Source organism: Streptomyces sp. NPDC041796 (assembly GCF_055590785.1).
Window position 1 is genome coordinate 28,732 of the sequence record NZ_JBVJAH010000030.1, and the last position, 13,854, is coordinate 42,585.

General features: G+C 67.5%; 14 protein-coding genes and 7 pseudogenes. 13 read left to right on the plus strand and 8 right to left on the minus strand.

The features are described from left to right. Positions 1–104 precede the first annotated feature (104 nt). The 8 genes and pseudogenes from ACZ6C1_RS35535 to ACZ6C1_RS35570 form a co-directional block, all read left to right on the plus strand. A pseudogene (locus ACZ6C1_RS35535) lies at positions 105–551 on the plus strand (ATP-binding protein); the annotation flags it as partial. Between the two features lie 176 nt (positions 552–727). Beyond that, on the plus strand, positions 728–1,369 hold the full coding sequence (locus tag ACZ6C1_RS35540) for a DUF998 domain-containing protein (RefSeq protein ID WP_469246980.1): 642 nt from the start codon (positions 728–730) through the stop codon (positions 1,367–1,369). 213 nt (positions 1,370–1,582) lie between these two features. Next, positions 1,583–2,220: pseudogene (locus ACZ6C1_RS35545) on the plus strand (aminotransferase-like domain-containing protein); the annotation flags it as partial. Between the two features lie 64 nt (positions 2,221–2,284). Then, positions 2,285–2,512: a hypothetical protein gene (locus ACZ6C1_RS35550; protein WP_469246981.1), complete on the plus strand. Its 228-nt coding sequence runs from the start codon at positions 2,285–2,287 to the stop codon at positions 2,510–2,512. Further along, entirely contained in the window at positions 2,485–2,604 is a 120-nt protein-coding gene (locus ACZ6C1_RS35555) for a hypothetical protein (protein ID WP_469246993.1), read from the plus strand. Before ACZ6C1_RS35550 ends, ACZ6C1_RS35555 begins: the two co-directional genes overlap by 28 nt. Before the next feature lie 254 nt (positions 2,605–2,858). Beyond that, entirely contained in the window at positions 2,859–3,191 is a 333-nt protein-coding gene (locus tag ACZ6C1_RS35560; protein WP_469246994.1) for a transposase, read from the plus strand. Positions 3,192–3,232: 41 nt separating this feature from the next. Then, positions 3,233–3,766, plus strand: a complete 534-nt coding sequence (locus ACZ6C1_RS35565) for a VOC family protein (RefSeq protein ID WP_469246982.1) — start codon at positions 3,233–3,235, stop codon at positions 3,764–3,766. Positions 3,767–4,159: 393 nt separating this feature from the next. After that, positions 4,160–4,600: pseudogene (locus ACZ6C1_RS35570) on the plus strand (transposase); the annotation flags it as partial. A 29-nt stretch (positions 4,601–4,629) separates the two neighbouring features. Here ACZ6C1_RS35570 and ACZ6C1_RS35575 read toward each other — a convergent pair. Beyond that, positions 4,630–4,947 carry a relaxase domain-containing protein gene (locus tag ACZ6C1_RS35575; RefSeq protein ID WP_469246995.1) on the minus strand — a complete coding sequence of 106 codons (318 nt, stop codon included), beginning with the start codon at positions 4,945–4,947 and terminating at the stop codon, positions 4,630–4,632. Positions 4,948–5,162: 215 nt separating this feature from the next. Continuing rightward, positions 5,163–5,306 carry a hypothetical protein gene (locus ACZ6C1_RS35580; protein WP_469246983.1) on the minus strand — a complete coding sequence of 48 codons (144 nt, stop codon included), beginning with the start codon at positions 5,304–5,306 and terminating at the stop codon, positions 5,163–5,165. 329 nt (positions 5,307–5,635) lie between these two features. On the opposite strand from ACZ6C1_RS35580, the gene ACZ6C1_RS35585 reads away from it, so the two are divergent. After that, positions 5,636–6,079: a hypothetical protein gene (locus ACZ6C1_RS35585; RefSeq protein ID WP_469246984.1), complete on the plus strand. Its 444-nt coding sequence runs from the start codon at positions 5,636–5,638 to the stop codon at positions 6,077–6,079. Between the two features lie 344 nt (positions 6,080–6,423). Next, positions 6,424–7,183, plus strand: a pseudogene (locus ACZ6C1_RS35590) (metallophosphoesterase family protein). A 162-nt stretch (positions 7,184–7,345) separates the two neighbouring features. Here the strand turns inward: ACZ6C1_RS35590 and ACZ6C1_RS35595 are convergent. Next, positions 7,346–7,974, minus strand: a pseudogene (locus ACZ6C1_RS35595) (transposase family protein); the annotation flags it as partial. Between the two features lie 296 nt (positions 7,975–8,270). Between ACZ6C1_RS35595 and ACZ6C1_RS35600 the strand changes: the two are divergent. Then, on the plus strand, positions 8,271–8,585 hold the full coding sequence (locus ACZ6C1_RS35600; RefSeq protein WP_469246985.1) for a hypothetical protein: 315 nt from the start codon (positions 8,271–8,273) through the stop codon (positions 8,583–8,585). A gap of 199 nt (positions 8,586–8,784) precedes the next feature. Here ACZ6C1_RS35600 and ACZ6C1_RS35605 read toward each other — a convergent pair whose 3' ends face one another. Together ACZ6C1_RS35605 and ACZ6C1_RS35610 are read right to left on the minus strand one after the other, a co-directional pair. Further along, positions 8,785–9,207 (minus strand): hypothetical protein, encoded by a 423-nt coding sequence (locus tag ACZ6C1_RS35605; protein WP_469246986.1) that lies wholly within the window; start codon positions 9,205–9,207, stop codon positions 8,785–8,787. Next, a pseudogene (locus tag ACZ6C1_RS35610) lies at positions 9,204–10,031 on the minus strand (IS5 family transposase). Before ACZ6C1_RS35610 ends, ACZ6C1_RS35605 begins: the two are co-directional and overlap by 4 nt. Positions 10,032–10,183: 152 nt before the next feature. On the opposite strand from ACZ6C1_RS35610, the gene ACZ6C1_RS35615 reads away from it, so the two are divergent. Together ACZ6C1_RS35615 and ACZ6C1_RS35620 are read left to right on the plus strand one after the other, a co-directional pair. Next, the gene (locus tag ACZ6C1_RS35615; protein ID WP_469246987.1) at positions 10,184–10,825 is read left to right on the plus strand and encodes an alpha/beta hydrolase family protein; all 642 of its coding nucleotides are present in this window, start codon (positions 10,184–10,186) and stop codon (positions 10,823–10,825) included. Next, the gene (locus ACZ6C1_RS35620) at positions 10,825–10,989 is read left to right on the plus strand and encodes a hypothetical protein (protein WP_469246988.1); all 165 of its coding nucleotides are present in this window, start codon (positions 10,825–10,827) and stop codon (positions 10,987–10,989) included. The genes ACZ6C1_RS35615 and ACZ6C1_RS35620 overlap by 1 nt, the downstream gene beginning before the upstream one ends. A gap of 488 nt (positions 10,990–11,477) precedes the next feature. Here the strand turns inward: ACZ6C1_RS35620 and ACZ6C1_RS35625 are convergent, their stop codons facing one another. From ACZ6C1_RS35625 to ACZ6C1_RS35635, 3 genes and pseudogenes are all read right to left on the minus strand, one after another. Next, a complete protein-coding gene (locus tag ACZ6C1_RS35625) occupies positions 11,478–12,545 on the minus strand; it encodes a ferritin-like domain-containing protein (protein WP_469246989.1) in 1,068 nt (355 codons plus the stop codon). Between the two features lie 640 nt (positions 12,546–13,185). Beyond that, positions 13,186–13,449 carry a transposase gene (locus ACZ6C1_RS35630; RefSeq protein ID WP_469246990.1) on the minus strand — a complete coding sequence of 88 codons (264 nt, stop codon included), beginning with the start codon at positions 13,447–13,449 and terminating at the stop codon, positions 13,186–13,188. 54 nt (positions 13,450–13,503) lie between these two features. Beyond that, positions 13,504–13,854: pseudogene (locus ACZ6C1_RS35635) on the minus strand (transposase); the annotation flags it as partial.

Below are 13,854 nucleotides of genomic sequence, written 5' to 3' on the forward strand. Positions count from 1 at the left end.
TCCTCAGCTGCCCCGGCCCAAGCCGCGACGCGGTGGGCGGTTGCCCGGTGGCCGGCTCCAGGGGTACGGACAGCGCGAGCAGGGCGACGTCGTCGCCGGGGCCTGCGGGGCCGCCGGGAGTCGCCAAGACGCATATCCCGTCGTGCTGGCGGTCGCGGCCTGCCGGGCCGGCTACTCAATCTACTTCACCACCCTCGACGACATGATCCGCAACCACAAAGCAGCCAAAACCGCCGGGCGTCTGACCAGCAAACTCGGCACCTACCTGTGGCCGAGCGTTCTGGTCGTCGATGAGGTCGGCTACCAGCCCCTCGAACGGGCGGAGGGCAATTTGGTCTTCCAGGTGATCTCCAAGCGCTACGAAGAGGGCTCGATCATCCTGACGTCGACAAGGCCTTCAGCGAGTGGGGACAGATCTTCGGTGACGAGGTCCTCGCCACCGCGATCCTCGACCGGCTCCTCCACCACTGCGACGTGGTTGCCATCAACGGCCGAACTACCGGCTGAACAACCGCCCCAAGGTCATCGAGCGGGAGACCGAATTGGCCTGACAGGTGGGGGTTTTCAAACGTACGCGGCTGGGGAGCTGAGATCGTACGCCGACGGGGGGTCTACCCCACCCCCTATCCGGTGGCTTGCCCTAATGCCCGCGCATGCCACCACGTGATCGACTTGGTCGCGTTGGAACGACCGGAAGGGCGAGCAGTTGAGGGACCGAATCGGGTACTTGGCATGGATCGTGGGTGCGGCACAGTTCTTCGTGTTCCATGGAATCGTTGAATCCGCGTGGGCAAAACCCTACAGCTGGGCGCGGAACAACATCAGTGACTTAGGCAACGTTCACTGCGCCATGCAGGCAGAACCCGAGCCGCGGTACGTCTGTTCGCCCGCGCACGAGATGATGAACGCGTCATTCGTCGTGCTGGGCATACTGCTCGTGGTCGGCGCAGTCCTCGGCCACACTTGGAGCAGGGGCATCACCGGGACCGTCTCACGACTCCTGATCGCCAGCGCTGGCGCTGGGTTCGTACTGGTCGGGCTGGCGCCCGCCGATGTGGATGAAAACCAGCACTTCATCGGCGCTCTGCTCGTCATGGGGGTGGGCAACCTCGGCCTTCTGGTGGCAGGAATCGCCCTCGCGCGCTGGATCCGGGGACCCCTGCGCCGACTGACCAGTCCGCTTGGCGTCACAGCGATCGCAGCCTTCGCTCTCTTCCTTTCCCATCACTACCTGGGCCTCGGCATGGGGGGTATGGAGAGGGTCGCGGCGTTTCCTCTCCTAGTGTGGACGCTGCTCATCGCAACGCATGGTCTGAGCAACCTCACGCGTCACGGTGCCCCTCACCCGGGTCGACACCTCAGCGAGTAACGCCTAGGAATGGGCCCGACTACTGCGCCTGGCGGCCGCCTACTCTGCCCGGGGGTGGCGTGAGCCCCTGCCGCTGGGACTTCAGCTCCGAGAACGGCGCCGGCTTCGGCGTCAAGCGGATATGCAGGGTCCTGGGCGTCTCCCACTCCGGTTACTACCGGCACACCAGACCAGTGCCGGGGCCCGCGCCGAGCGAGCCGCCGAGGAAGCGCCGGCCGCACACTCCCGGCCGCCCGGCGCACCGCCGTCGCCGAGGCCGCCGCCCGGCACGGCTTCTGGATCGCCGAGGACGACCCCTCCGGCGAACTCCGCTACGACGGCGAGCAATTGCCCTGGATCGCCGCATCCCCCGCCGCGTCCGACCGCACTATCCTGCTCGGATCCTTCTCCAAGATCACGGCCCCAGGCCTGCGCCTCGGCTACCTCCGCGCCCCCGCGGCCATCCGCTGGTCCTGCCTCATCGCCAAGCAGGCCGCAGACCTCCCACCTCCACCGTCGACCAGGCCGTTGTCGCCCAGTACCTGCGCGACAACGACCTGGACGCACCTACCATCCGCGACGCCTACCGCGAACGCCGCGACGCCCTCCTCCACGGCCTGCCCACCACCCTGCCCGCCGGCAGCCGCTGGAACCATCCCGCCGGCGGCATGTTCATCTGGGCCAGCCTGCCCGCGGGCCACGACGCCACCCAGCTTGTCCAAGTCGCCATCGCCCACGAGGTCGCCTACGTCCCCGGAGCCCCGTTCTTCGCCGGCACCCCCTTCCCCGCCGCCCTGCGCCTCTCCTTCACCCCCCACTCCCCCGAGGAGATCACTGAGGGCCTGCGCCGTCTGGCCAAGACGTTCGCGTAGCCCACGCGCACAGAAGGGATTCCCATGCCCACCCGAGTGGGCCACCCTGGTTGACGACGCCCCGATGACAACGGCCGCGCTCAACGACATGATCGCGCGGGACTTCCAGGACTACGCCGCCTGCCACGTCACCGAGGCCACCGGAACCAGCCTCACCATGGAAGCCGACGGCGCCCTCCTCCGCACCCGCCCTGGCGGAACGATCTCCGGTCCGAACAGGCCGCTCTCGTCGACCTGGCCGCCTTCCTCCTTGTCAACGCCCGCCTGGGCCCCCCAACCCTCATGGCGCTGACGAGCTCCATCCACATCAACTACCTCAGCCGCCCCCACCCCGGTCTGCTCCGCACCCACGCGGAAATAGCCAAGTTCGGCAACCGCTCCTGACGTCGTCCTCACTGAACTGCGCGACAGCGCCGGCATCCTGGCCGTCACCGCAACGGTCACCTACGCCATGCCCCCACCCGCTCTAGCCACGGGCTTCCGGACAGCATCCGGCCTGCTCGCGATCGGGAAGACGGCCTCCGCAAGGTGTCTGATCAAGGGTGGATCCGAGAGGGCACGTTCCCCGGCGTCACCTCGCGCGGCACGGTCGCCAGCCCGAGCTCCTCGCACACCTTCCGTTGTGGTCATTCGTGAGCGTGCAGAGCGACCCGGCTGGCACGACATGTGGGTACGAGACAGGCTTCCTGAAGAAGGGCCGAACCTCGGCCGGGGTACGGCGGCAGTACACCGACACCGCAGGACGCATCGAGAACGCCCAGGTCGGCGTGTTCCTCGCCTTGGCCGCCAGCAGGGACGGGCCTGATCGACCGGCGGCTCTACCTCCCACAGCAGTCCTGGTACACGGATCCCGACCGCCGCAATGCGGCCGGGAGACCCGAGACGGAGCAGTTCGCCACCAAGCCGGTCAGGACCCGCGCGAACGCATCAGCCACACACCTGTGTGTGATCTAGGTCCGTGGTTGTCCTAATTGGATCCTAGGGTCGCCACATCGCAGGATCAGACGAGGGGATGAGATCGATGAGTCAGACTGCACCCGAGGGCTACACCAGCGTTGCACCGTGGGTGGTTACCGAGGACACCGGCGCACTGCTCGACTTCATCACCGCCGCGTTCAATGGCGAGGAACTTGCACGGGTGCCGGTCGAGGATGGCACCATCGGCCATGGCGAGATCCGTGTCGGCGACACGGTTGTGCTGGCCTTCGACCGACGGCCCGACTGGCCGGTGATGCCCTCGCTGCTGCGGGTCTACGTTCCGGACGCGGACGCCGCCATGGCGGCCGCGGTCATGCATGGGGGGCAGGTGATCACTGCGACCGCTGACAGCGCGTGGGGGGATCGCGGCGGCCGGGTGCGGGATCCGTTCGGCAACATCTGGTGGGTGATGAACCGGGTCGAGGACGTCGCACCGGACCGGGCTTGGGAGCGCATGTCCGAGCCGAAGTACGCCGAAGCGATGCGCATGGCCCAAGAGACTTTGGATGCCGCGCTGAGTGGCCGGAGGTCAGGGGTGGCAAGTCCCCCACGACGCCCGGCCCACTGAGCACCTTTCCGACCTGACCGCAGATGGCTGGGTTCGGTCATCCACACTGAGCCTTCATGAGGTTCGCGGCGGCAGCCGACGGGAGCCGTGTGCTGCGGCTCGCGCTCCAACCGTCTGTTGCCTCGGCCGTTCACCGCGCCTTGCGTCCGGCCTCCGCCGCGTCCCGGTCCTGGCGGGGTCGGTCACCTGTGATCAGGGCGTTTCGGGCGCCGCGTGGTGGAGAGGTTCGAGTTTTCCATACAGGGCGGCGTGCGGCTGGCCGTTGGCGCGAGCTCGCCCGAGGCGGCGGCTTCAGCGAGGCCCGCCGGGGTGCAGTACCAGTAGCTCTGCTGGGCGCAATGGGTCCGGCCGACCAGCGCGGGGATTCGGTGAGCAAGGCCTGCCGCTCGAGGACGGGTCCTGCTGGTCGCCGCTTACTGGCGGACGAACCTGACACTGCGGCAGCTCGCTCCGCTGTTCCAGCTCTCAAAGTTGGCGGCTGACCGCATCGTCGACCATCTCGGCTCCGCGCTCGCCCTTCAGTCCCGCAAGCGGTTCCGCGAGGAGACCGTGCTGAACGTCGACGGCACCCTGGTCCCCACGCGGGATCACACGATCGCCGAGCAGTCGAAGAACTACCGACAATCCACCAACCACTAGGTGTCGCCGACGCCGACACCCGCCTCGTCGTCGCCGTCGGCTGGCCCGTGCCCCGGCAACCGCAACGACTGCAAGGCGTGGGAGCTGTCCGGCTCGAAGGACGCCGTTGGCAGGACCACGGTCATCGCGGACGGCGGCTACCGCAGCACCGGCCTGGTCATCCTGCACCGGCATGAACCCGGCCAGACCGAACTTCAGCTCGTGTGACGCCCCGGCGACGTCCATCACGCGGCGGCGCCCCGGGGTGGCGGTACGCGGCTCCGAGGCCAGCCCAGCGCCTCGCAGATTTCAGCGGCCACGAGCTCGTTGTAGAGCGCGGATGCGGCCACCGCGCGCTCGTACAGGACCTCGGAGTGAACCGATCCCCATTGCTCATCGGGACGCTGGGTTTTGACGGACAGGAGGAGATGGTCGTGCAGGAGCGGCATCCCGGAGCGCGCCTCGTAGTGGCGGAACCGCGCGGCGACCAGACCGTGCACCGGGCGGACCTTGTAGACGCCCTGGGCGCCGACGCGGTGATCGCGGCCTCGTCCTCGATCCAGGCGAGCACGGCGGCGAACGCCCGCTCGTGCGCGGCCTCGATCGCCCGCAGCGTCTCCTCATCCCCGAGCCGCCAGGGCCCCGGCTCGCGGCCGCGGACTTCTTCCCGGCGGCGAGCCGGTCGGCCTCGAGCCGTACGGCGGGTCAGTCCGTCACGGACGGCTTCGTCGCCCTCGCGGGGCCCGGCCTGCTCCAGCGTGCCCAGCTCGCGCAGCGCCTAGAGCTCGTCGGCGCGGGCCGCGATCCGGGCAGCTTCGCGTACGGCGGCCTCCCGTTCGGCGGCGAGCTCGGCCTGAACGACGGCGTCGGTGTCGGGGGCGTACACGGTGCCCGGCGCGGCGGCGGGTATTCGGAGCGTCAAAGAGGGTGCGAGCCGCCGCCAGAGCGCTTCTATGACAGCCCGCGAATTGTGCCGAAGCACGATAGGTCTCACCAGTAGGTCCACTGACCTGAAGCTTTGATCACGTGAAGCACAGCGGTTGTCACAAAGTCGGCCCGCTACCTGTATCCGAGGCGTGTGAAGCATGGTGGTTGTCACCGGCTCCCACCCTCTGCTGGTCGCCAGCCCGGCAAACCAGCCTCGTGTGTGGCTGAGCAGTCCAGTTGAGACGGTCGCCACGTAGAACGCTCAGGCAGTTCGGTTCGGACGGATCGTGGAACCGGGCCTGTCCGGGTGATGTCTGGACAGGCATGCATGATCTTCTGTTTATCGCCCTAACCTTCGGGCCGTTCCTGGCTCCCTGCATTGGCCTGGGCGCAGCCGTCGCGCTCGGCCGCCGGGTCTGTAAGCAGCAGCCGGTCCTGGTCGGACACCTGCCCAACGTCGCCACCTGCGTTCTGGTAGAGGTCCTGGCTGGCGCGGCGGCGTACGGCGCGTACTCGTGGGGTGTGATGTCGGGGTCCTACGTCCTGGACCCGGGTCAGATGTGCGCGTCGGTGGGCGTATCGGGCGATCATGTGGTGACGCGATGGACGTTGCCGGTCAGCGCTCAGTGCGTCACGTCAAACGGTGTGGGTACCGAGCTGGTCCCGGGCTGGGTGAATCCAGTAGTTTTCACCGGCCTTGCGCTGCTGTTGCTGGCCTTCGTCACAGGAGCTTTCGTGACAGTGCGTCGACGTCATCCCCGCCGGTGAAGCGCCTACGTGCGCGCCCTTCAGCGCGCCTCGTGACATCACGTCTGCCTTGGTGAGGACCATCGCGCTTCGGCTCACGCATACGTGTGACTGAGCGTTTCAGGCATCTCGGTCGAGAAAGGCCGCGCCTCGGCCATCCGCCGACTCGTCCTCCGGGTCCCGGCGCCCGTCATCGCCCCGGCACCGGGCTACCACGACAAGAGCACCAGGCGCATCGACACCGAAGCCGGAGCCCCCTGGAAGAACCACGCATCCGGCGACCACACATACCGAACGGCCCCCTTGAACCACGCGCCGGGCGAAAGACGACACCACTCGGCTGCCTCTACCCCACAGTGGTGACCATGCTGAACCGAGTAGCCGTCCTGTCCGACATCCACGGAGTCCTGCCGGCCATGGAGGCAGTACTCGCCGAACCAGACGTCAGCACCGCCGATCACGTCGTGCTCACCGGCGACATCACCGCCGGCCCGCAACCGGCCCAGGTTCTCGACCTGCTGACCAGTCTCGGCGACCGCGTCATCTGGATCAGTGGCAACGCCGACCGCGAACTCCTCGAATACCGTTGCGGGCAACGCGACGCGATCCCCGATCCGATCACCCCCTGGGCAGCCGAACAGCTGCGCGAGGACCATCTCGATCTTCTCGGCTTGCTTCCACGATCACTCTCCCTGTCCGTGAATGGCCTGGGAATGGTGCTGTTCTGCCACGCCACCCCTGGCGACGAGGAGGAGGTCGTCCTGGTCGACTCCCACCTCGGCCGCTGGAAGGAAGTCTTGAGTGGACTCGATGCCGACATCCGCACCGTGGTCTACGGCCACACCCATATGCCGTTCGTCCGCCTCGCCCACGGCCGACTCGTGATCAACCCCGGCGGCATCGGCATGCCCTACGGACGAACCGGAGCACACTGGGCCCTGCTGGGCCCGGGCGTCGAACTCCGCACCACGCACTTCGACCTTCAGGCCGCAGCCACCCAACGCCCAGGAATCGTCCTACCCTGAAATCACCGAGTGGGCCGACTACTTCCTGCACGCTCGCGCTACCGACGCCGACGCCCTCGCAGCCTTCGCCCCTCGGGACGGACGCGACCACAGCCCATGACACTAGCTGGTGTCCGTGCGCGCGCCGCAGCGCGTCTCGGCCGGTGGAGGTGTCTCGTACGACCATGTGTCCGGCACCCCACCACCCCACTGACGTCAGGAGATCCGAGAAACATCGCCTAGTACTCCAGTCTGGTTTAGCGATCTGTCCGATGGGTTCGTCAGTCGACCGTCGTCGGTAGTGGCTGCGGTGGGCTGTTGCCTGGTGGCGTCTGCGCCAGATTGACCAGTGCAGCAGACTGACCACTGACAGGGCTGGTGGGCCGAAGGCGGCTGCGAGTAGGTGGCGGATCTCTGGGACGGTCAAGGGGATCGCGTCGCTGCTGCGAGCTGGGTGGCACAAATCGGTGGGCCGTTTCGGTGCGGCGTCGGCGGCGACGGCGGCCAGGAAGGCCAGCGCTAGCATGGCGAGCGTGATGTGCCGGTGCCGGGCAGTCCAGTTGCGGACCTGATAGTGGTCGAATCGGACCTGCCCCTTGGCGGCCTGGAAGCACTCCTCGACGCTCCATCGGATACCGGCGAGGCGGACCAGTTCGGCCAGGGGTACTTCGGTGGTGACCAGCACAGGTGGAAGGCGAGTTCGCCGGTGGTGCGGTTGCGGCGTATCAGCAGGTGGCGGTGCTCGTCGGTGCCGATGTGGATCCAGGCCCAGTCGTAGTAGCGCGGGCCTTTCGCGCCGATTCCGGCGCTCTGCCGCTGCCAGGCGGTGGAGGGCAGGCGGCTGGCGACCGTGTCCGCGCGGACAGGGGTGCGGCCGTGGTTGATCCGCACCCGCGTCGAGCAGGCGACGGCCCTACGCCGTGACGCGATAATCGTCCCCGCCCTGCCCGGCGTTGGGGACCGCGCAACGTCCTGCTTGCCGCGACCAGCTCGTCCTGATCGGTTTCGTCATCCGCGTCGACACCTGCCCCCGCTGCCCCCGCAGCGGACACACGGTTCACCAGGCCTCCTTCCGGAGTGGGAGGAAGGGAGCCGGGTCGGGTACGGACACGGAGGCAAGCCCGCGCCCCAGCGGCCAGGGGCGATGCCCGACACCGCTGGTATTGGCTGCCCGTCGTCGGTAGACCGTACGGATACGCTTCGTGCCCATGAACGCAGCCCAGTTGTGGAAACGAGCACGTGAGAAAGACCAGTCGGCCGCTGTCATCGTCGGACTCGGGAACCTTCTGTTGTGCAGCCTGCTCCTCCTGATGATGATCGGAGGAGTACTGATCTTCGAGGCCACCACCCGGGAGCAGGAGACCGCCGCTCAGCACCTTGTGGCCCAGATCTTTGGATACTGGCTCGCGGGTGGCCTGATGCTGTTCTCCGTGCTGCGGATGATGCGGACCTTGTTCAGCCACCTGGCCACACTGCTCCTGCCTCCCCTCGCGCTGATCCTGAGCTTGGCATTCTCGATGTGACGCGGACCAGGGGGCGAGCAGCCTCGAGATTCTCGGGTGCTGCCGGCGCCCGGGCCACATCGGTTAACTTTGAGCGCAGGAGCGGGTGACCGAACCGCTCAATGGCCAACCGGGGCTGTGAGAGTGCGGAACGTGGGCTCTTGTCCGTTTCGTGGTTGAGGTTGGGGAAGGATCGCTGGTCGCGGGTGGGGGATGGTCCTCAGACGTCGGGGCGGGCGAACAGGCCGGGTTCGGGTTCGATGAGGATGCCCCGGCTGACCAGACGTTTCAGTTTGGAGCGGATGCCTTCGGTGTTCTTCGAAAGGAGCGGCAGGTCGAGGGCCTGGCAGAGGTCGCGGGCGCGCATCGGCCGGCCCGCGTCGGCCAGGGCGGTGAGGATCTGCTGGTAGGCGGGGTGGTCCGGGATGCCGGGGCGGTCCGGCCCGGTGGTGGGTGAGGGCACCGGGAGAGTGAGGAGGGTCTTGCGGGTGATGCGCAGCTTCTCGCTCTCCGCGTCGAGTTCGCCGAGCTGCCGAGTGAGCTCCTCGATGCGGACCCGGAACTGCCCGGCTTGGTCGGCCAGTTCACGCTCACGGGTCTCGATGTGTTCCAGGATGACTTTGACCTGTGGGTTCTCGCTCATGCAGTCCTCCAGGAGGCGATGGTGGCTCCGGTGAGGCGGCGGCTCATGACGGAGGTCATCGCCCAGAAGACGCGGGAGCGGGAGGAGGCGGGCCGGTGTTCGTAGTCGCGTACGAGACGGCGGTAGAACATCAGGATCCCGTTCGTCTGCTCCACGATCCACCGCTTGGCCTGCGGAACGAAGCCCTTATCGTCCGGGTTGCGCTCGACGATCTCGACGTCGATGCCCACGTTCTTGCCGTGCTCGACGACCTTCTTCTTGAAGCCCTGGCCGACCAGGGCCTTCTTCACCGTGTCTCACTGCCCGGCGACACCGTCCAGCAGGGCGATGCCGGCGGTGTTCTCATGCGCGGAGGCGGGCAGGACGACGCAGTCAATGACGAGGCCCAACACGTCCACGGCCAGGCACCCTTCCTCCCCGGCACCTTCTTCGCGGCATCCCGGCCCGTCGTCGTGGCCGGGACTCCGACGGAAGCGTGGACGCTCTGCGTGTCCAGGACAATCAGGCTCGGGTCGGCTAATCGCTTCCGCTTCTCCCGCAACTGCCAGCGCAGCAGGTCGTGAATGTCCTGGTCGGTGCCCTCGTCACGCCAGAGATAGAAGTAATACCTCACCGCTCCGGGCGGGGGCATGTCATGGGGCAGGAACTCCCACTGACAACCCGTGCGGTTCTGGTAGAGGATAGCGTTCACGATCTCCCGCATCGCGTACTTCCCCCTGCCCGCTGACCGACGGATGCCGGGCCTTCCATGCCGTGATCACGGGTTCGACAAGCTCCCACTGCCCGTCGGTGAGATCGCTCGGGTACGGCTTGCGCATGCTCATGCCACAACTCAAGCGAACCCCGAACGCCTGACCGGCGACGATGCCCCAACGTCACACCATCGAGCGATGGCAAGACTGACAGAACGCCACATCCGGCACTCTGAGAAGCTCTCTCGGTCCAGTGGCTTTGCTTGATGAGGACTCGCTGTTGCATGAAGACCAATCCCGGTACGGGGCACTGCTCCCCGACAGCGGACTACCCGCACCAACTGGGCAACTCCAGGAGTGAATGGGACGAGCTGGGCGCCGTCGTGGAATACATCAGGGGGCTGTGCGACAACGAGAAGGTCGCGTTCATCGGCTGGTCCGCGGCCGCGTACGTGATGGGTCCGTACGCGCTGCAGAATCCCGAGGACGTGGCGAGCTTGTTCCTTCTCGCACCCGTGTTTCCCCCGAACGGCCGATGGTCGACGAACACCGCCGCACCCTTCGATCCGCCTCCCGGAACGCCCCTGCCCACGCAGCCCGAGGCCAAGCCGCCTGCGGTCTTCGGCTTCCCGATGAACCTGACCAGCAAGGCGGCATTCCAAGCCACCATCAGTGACAAGGAGCTGGCCGACCACTTGTGGCGGGCCATCATGGACAGCGACAGCATCGGCAAGAAGTGGGGCGGCCCGACCGCGGGGGCACCCGAAGGCGTCATGCGGTGGCGCAACTCCTATTGGTGGGGCTGGAACACAAGCACCGTGCCGCACGCCTCCACGCTCGGCAACGCCGTGCCGGTGTGCATTGTCTACGGGGACCAGGACAGAGCGGCCAACACGCCGGAGGAGATGGGGCCGGTGCTCCACTGATGTTCCGTGTCGAGGGCTGGGACCACGACCCGGTCTGGGAACGAAAGCCCTCCCAGGTCCTGCAGCACATGTCCTGGAAGTGGCTCGAAGGCAAGAAGGTGTATGGCGTCGAGCGCGGAAGCTGGGTCATGGACACGGACGGCGTGCTGGCGGAAGGGGAGTGAGGCCTCGGGCCTCGGGTGACACGCGGGCGAGCCGGGGCCGGCCGACACCGGGCCCCGGCGTGAGCACGGCCGACTCTTGATAAGTCGTGATCATGTCCGATGCCCGCTTCTCGCTCGGCCTCGACCCACGGGACGGAGGGTTAGCTCCTCGGTGTCAGCAGGAACACGATCTACAAGTACGTACCCGAATTGAGGGACGGCCGAGTCGCGCTCGCCGACGCATCCGCCGCAGAACTTCCCCGGCCCACCGCCCCCACTGCTTGATCTACGGATCTGCTCAGGCCAGAGGCCACTCCGTTGTTTTTCGGCGAGAACTACTGGGACCCCCTGTCCTCCGGCGGCGGATAAGGAGGGACTCGGAAGCCTTCCGGTTCCTGGCCCGGAGTCCCCTCGGCGGGCAGATCCGGCGGGACCTCGAAGGGGCCCTCACCTGAGCCCAAGCCCTGTTCGCTCATGGCACTCGTTCCTCACCAGGCCGACCGCTCGGCCTATGTGTCGACGAACCGGAACTCCGGTCCGTAGGTCTTGCCGCCGCCGCCCGGGACCTCGCGGAGCATCAGGGCCCGGGCCGGTCCCCTGAGGCCCCTCATCTCGCCGACGGCGTCGTCCGCGAGCAGCGCGTTCGCCGTGTCCGGGTCGTCCGCCTGCCAGGCGTCCTCCAGGAAGCGCAGCATCCTGCTGTACGTCTGGTTGCCCTGGTCCAGCAGGGCCTGCGTTTCGGGGTCGGGTGTCGGCTGCCCGGGCGCTCCCCAGCCGCCGTCGGGCACCGCGCCCATCGGGCGGGTGCCGGGCATCGCGATGACGTCCCCGGTGAACTCCCACCGGTCCGGGTTCTCGGCGACCTTGACCAGCTTGCGGCCGTGGAAGAGCTCCCGGAAGACGTAGAAGTGGGCGAGCTCGCCGCTCGCTTGGGGGTGCGGGTTCTCCGGCGACGCGGAGGTGCCCTCGCCCTGCTCCTTGATCACGTCGATGGCCGCCTCGACCTCCGCGAGCGAGGTGAGGGGCGCGACGCTGTTGCCCGCGCCGTGGTGCTCCATGTCCAGGGTGAGCTGATGGGCTCCGGTGATCAGCTCCGCGTGGTCCTGGAACGTCTCCAGGATCGCGGTGTAGAACGCGCCGATGGAAGTGTGCGAGCGGGCCTCCGCGATCGGGTCGTCGGGCTTCTCGATCTGCGCGAACAGATCCAGGGACTGCTTCGAAAGACCGCTCAGGAAGACGGTCAGCGAGGGACGTACGCCGCCGGGCAGCGGACCGGGGTACTTCGGCACCGTATGCGCGTCGGCGAGGCGGGGGACGCCGCCAATGGTGGTGAGCATGTTCCCGGCGAGAGCGAGGTGGGACATCTCGTCGAAGACGATCCGCCTGATCGCCTTGAGCACGTCCCCGCTCTGGGGCTCGATGGACCACATCGCGGACAAGTACGGGGGCAGTGTGGCCAGTTCCAGCATCATCGCCTGCTGGAGCGACTCCTTCAGCCAGTCGGCGTCGCGGCGCTCGGCGGGCTCCTCCATCAGTTCGACGATCCGGTTGCTCCGGTATTCGAGAAGCGACGTCATGGATAGATCCTTCCGTGCCGCTTTCATGCCCTTTCGTCCATGAGGAAGGGCATAGATCGGCGCCGTCAGCGCCTTGTCGTCTTTGGGGCCGCCGTCGATGGGCTGTCAGCGATGGGCTGTCATCGACAGGCCTCATGAATCACGGTCGACATCTGCCCTTCTCCCCGGGTGCGTTGGCGGGCACGACCGAGCCGAGCAGGCGTCTTCCACCGTACGACAGGAGACCGGTGGCGGCGCGCCGAGCGAGCCGAGCCCGGCGCGGACCGCGTTTGCGGGCCCCAGCGCCCAGGGCGAGACTGGGAGTGTCCGCACAAGGAGCGCCCCAGCGCAGGCCGCCGACGGCCGCCGAAGCAGCGGCCCGCCGGCCTTGGGCACCCGGATGGCTTCGAGGACCGGCTCGAACTGCGGGCTGTCACCCCACTGACCCGCCGTGACCAGCAACGACAACGGCTTTTGACCCTGCTCGCACGCCAGATGAATCTTCGTGGAGAACCCACCCCGCGACCTGCCCAGCCCGTGATCCTCCGGTTCGGTCCCGACCCCTCCCGGGGGCTCCTTCTGCCCGGTCGCGTCCCGGCGGGCACCGGCCGCGTGCTGATGGGCCCGGCAGACCGTGGAGTCGACGTTCACCTCCACGTGATCAGCCCGGCCGCATCCGCCCGCGCCTGCAACAAGGTGAGAAGCCGGGCCCAGACGCCCTCGCGCTGCCAGCGCCGAAAGAGCCCGTACACGGTCTGCCAAGGCCGTACTCACGCGGCAGATCACGCCACGGAACACCGGTCCGCACCCGCCACCGAACCCCATCGATCAACCGCCGCTTCCCAGACTTGTGGCTGACACCCGCCGCAGGCAGCAACGACTCCAGCACCGACCAATGCTCATCAGAAAGATCCCCACGCCCCACACCATGATCATCACGGCACGAGGCGCAGTCCGGAACCCCGATCTAAAACACGGCCTAGGGCCTGTCTGACAAATGATCACCTGGTTGCTTCGCGAAGCCAGAGGATCAGCGAGGCCAGAACGACTCCGGCCCGGTAACGGGTGGCGAGTTTGTCGAACCTGGTCGCGATCGCACGGAACTGCTTGAGGCGGGCGAAGCATCGTTCGACCACGTTGCGATCGCGGTAGATCTCCTTATCGAAGGCGGGTGGGCGGCCGCCGCGGGTTCCACGTCGCAGGCGGTTGGCCACCTGGTCGCGGCGTTCGGGGATCGTGGCAACGATGCCCCGGCGCCGCAGCAGGTGGCGTATCGCCCGGCTGGAATATGCCTTGTCGCCCAGCACCCGCGTCGGTGTCGTGCGAGGTC

Coding starts and splice junctions, on each gene's coding strand:
- ACZ6C1_RS35550 (WP_469246981.1), top strand. CDS start 2,285: ATGACAACGGCCGCGCTCAACGACATGATCGCGCGGGACTTCCAGGAC.
- ACZ6C1_RS35565 (WP_469246982.1), top strand. CDS start 3,233: ATGAGATCGATGAGTCAGACTGCACCCGAGGGCTACACCAGCGTTGCA.
- ACZ6C1_RS35585 (WP_469246984.1), top strand. CDS start 5,636: ATGCATGATCTTCTGTTTATCGCCCTAACCTTCGGGCCGTTCCTGGCT.
- ACZ6C1_RS35600 (WP_469246985.1), top strand. CDS start 8,271: ATGAACGCAGCCCAGTTGTGGAAACGAGCACGTGAGAAAGACCAGTCG.
- ACZ6C1_RS35605 (WP_469246986.1), bottom strand. CDS start 9,207: ATGAGCGAGAACCCACAGGTCAAAGTCATCCTGGAACACATCGAGACC.
- ACZ6C1_RS35615 (WP_469246987.1), top strand. CDS start 10,184: ATGAAGACCAATCCCGGTACGGGGCACTGCTCCCCGACAGCGGACTAC.
- ACZ6C1_RS35620 (WP_469246988.1), top strand. CDS start 10,825: ATGTTCCGTGTCGAGGGCTGGGACCACGACCCGGTCTGGGAACGAAAG.
- ACZ6C1_RS35625 (WP_469246989.1), bottom strand. CDS start 12,545: ATGACGTCGCTTCTCGAATACCGGAGCAACCGGATCGTCGAACTGATG.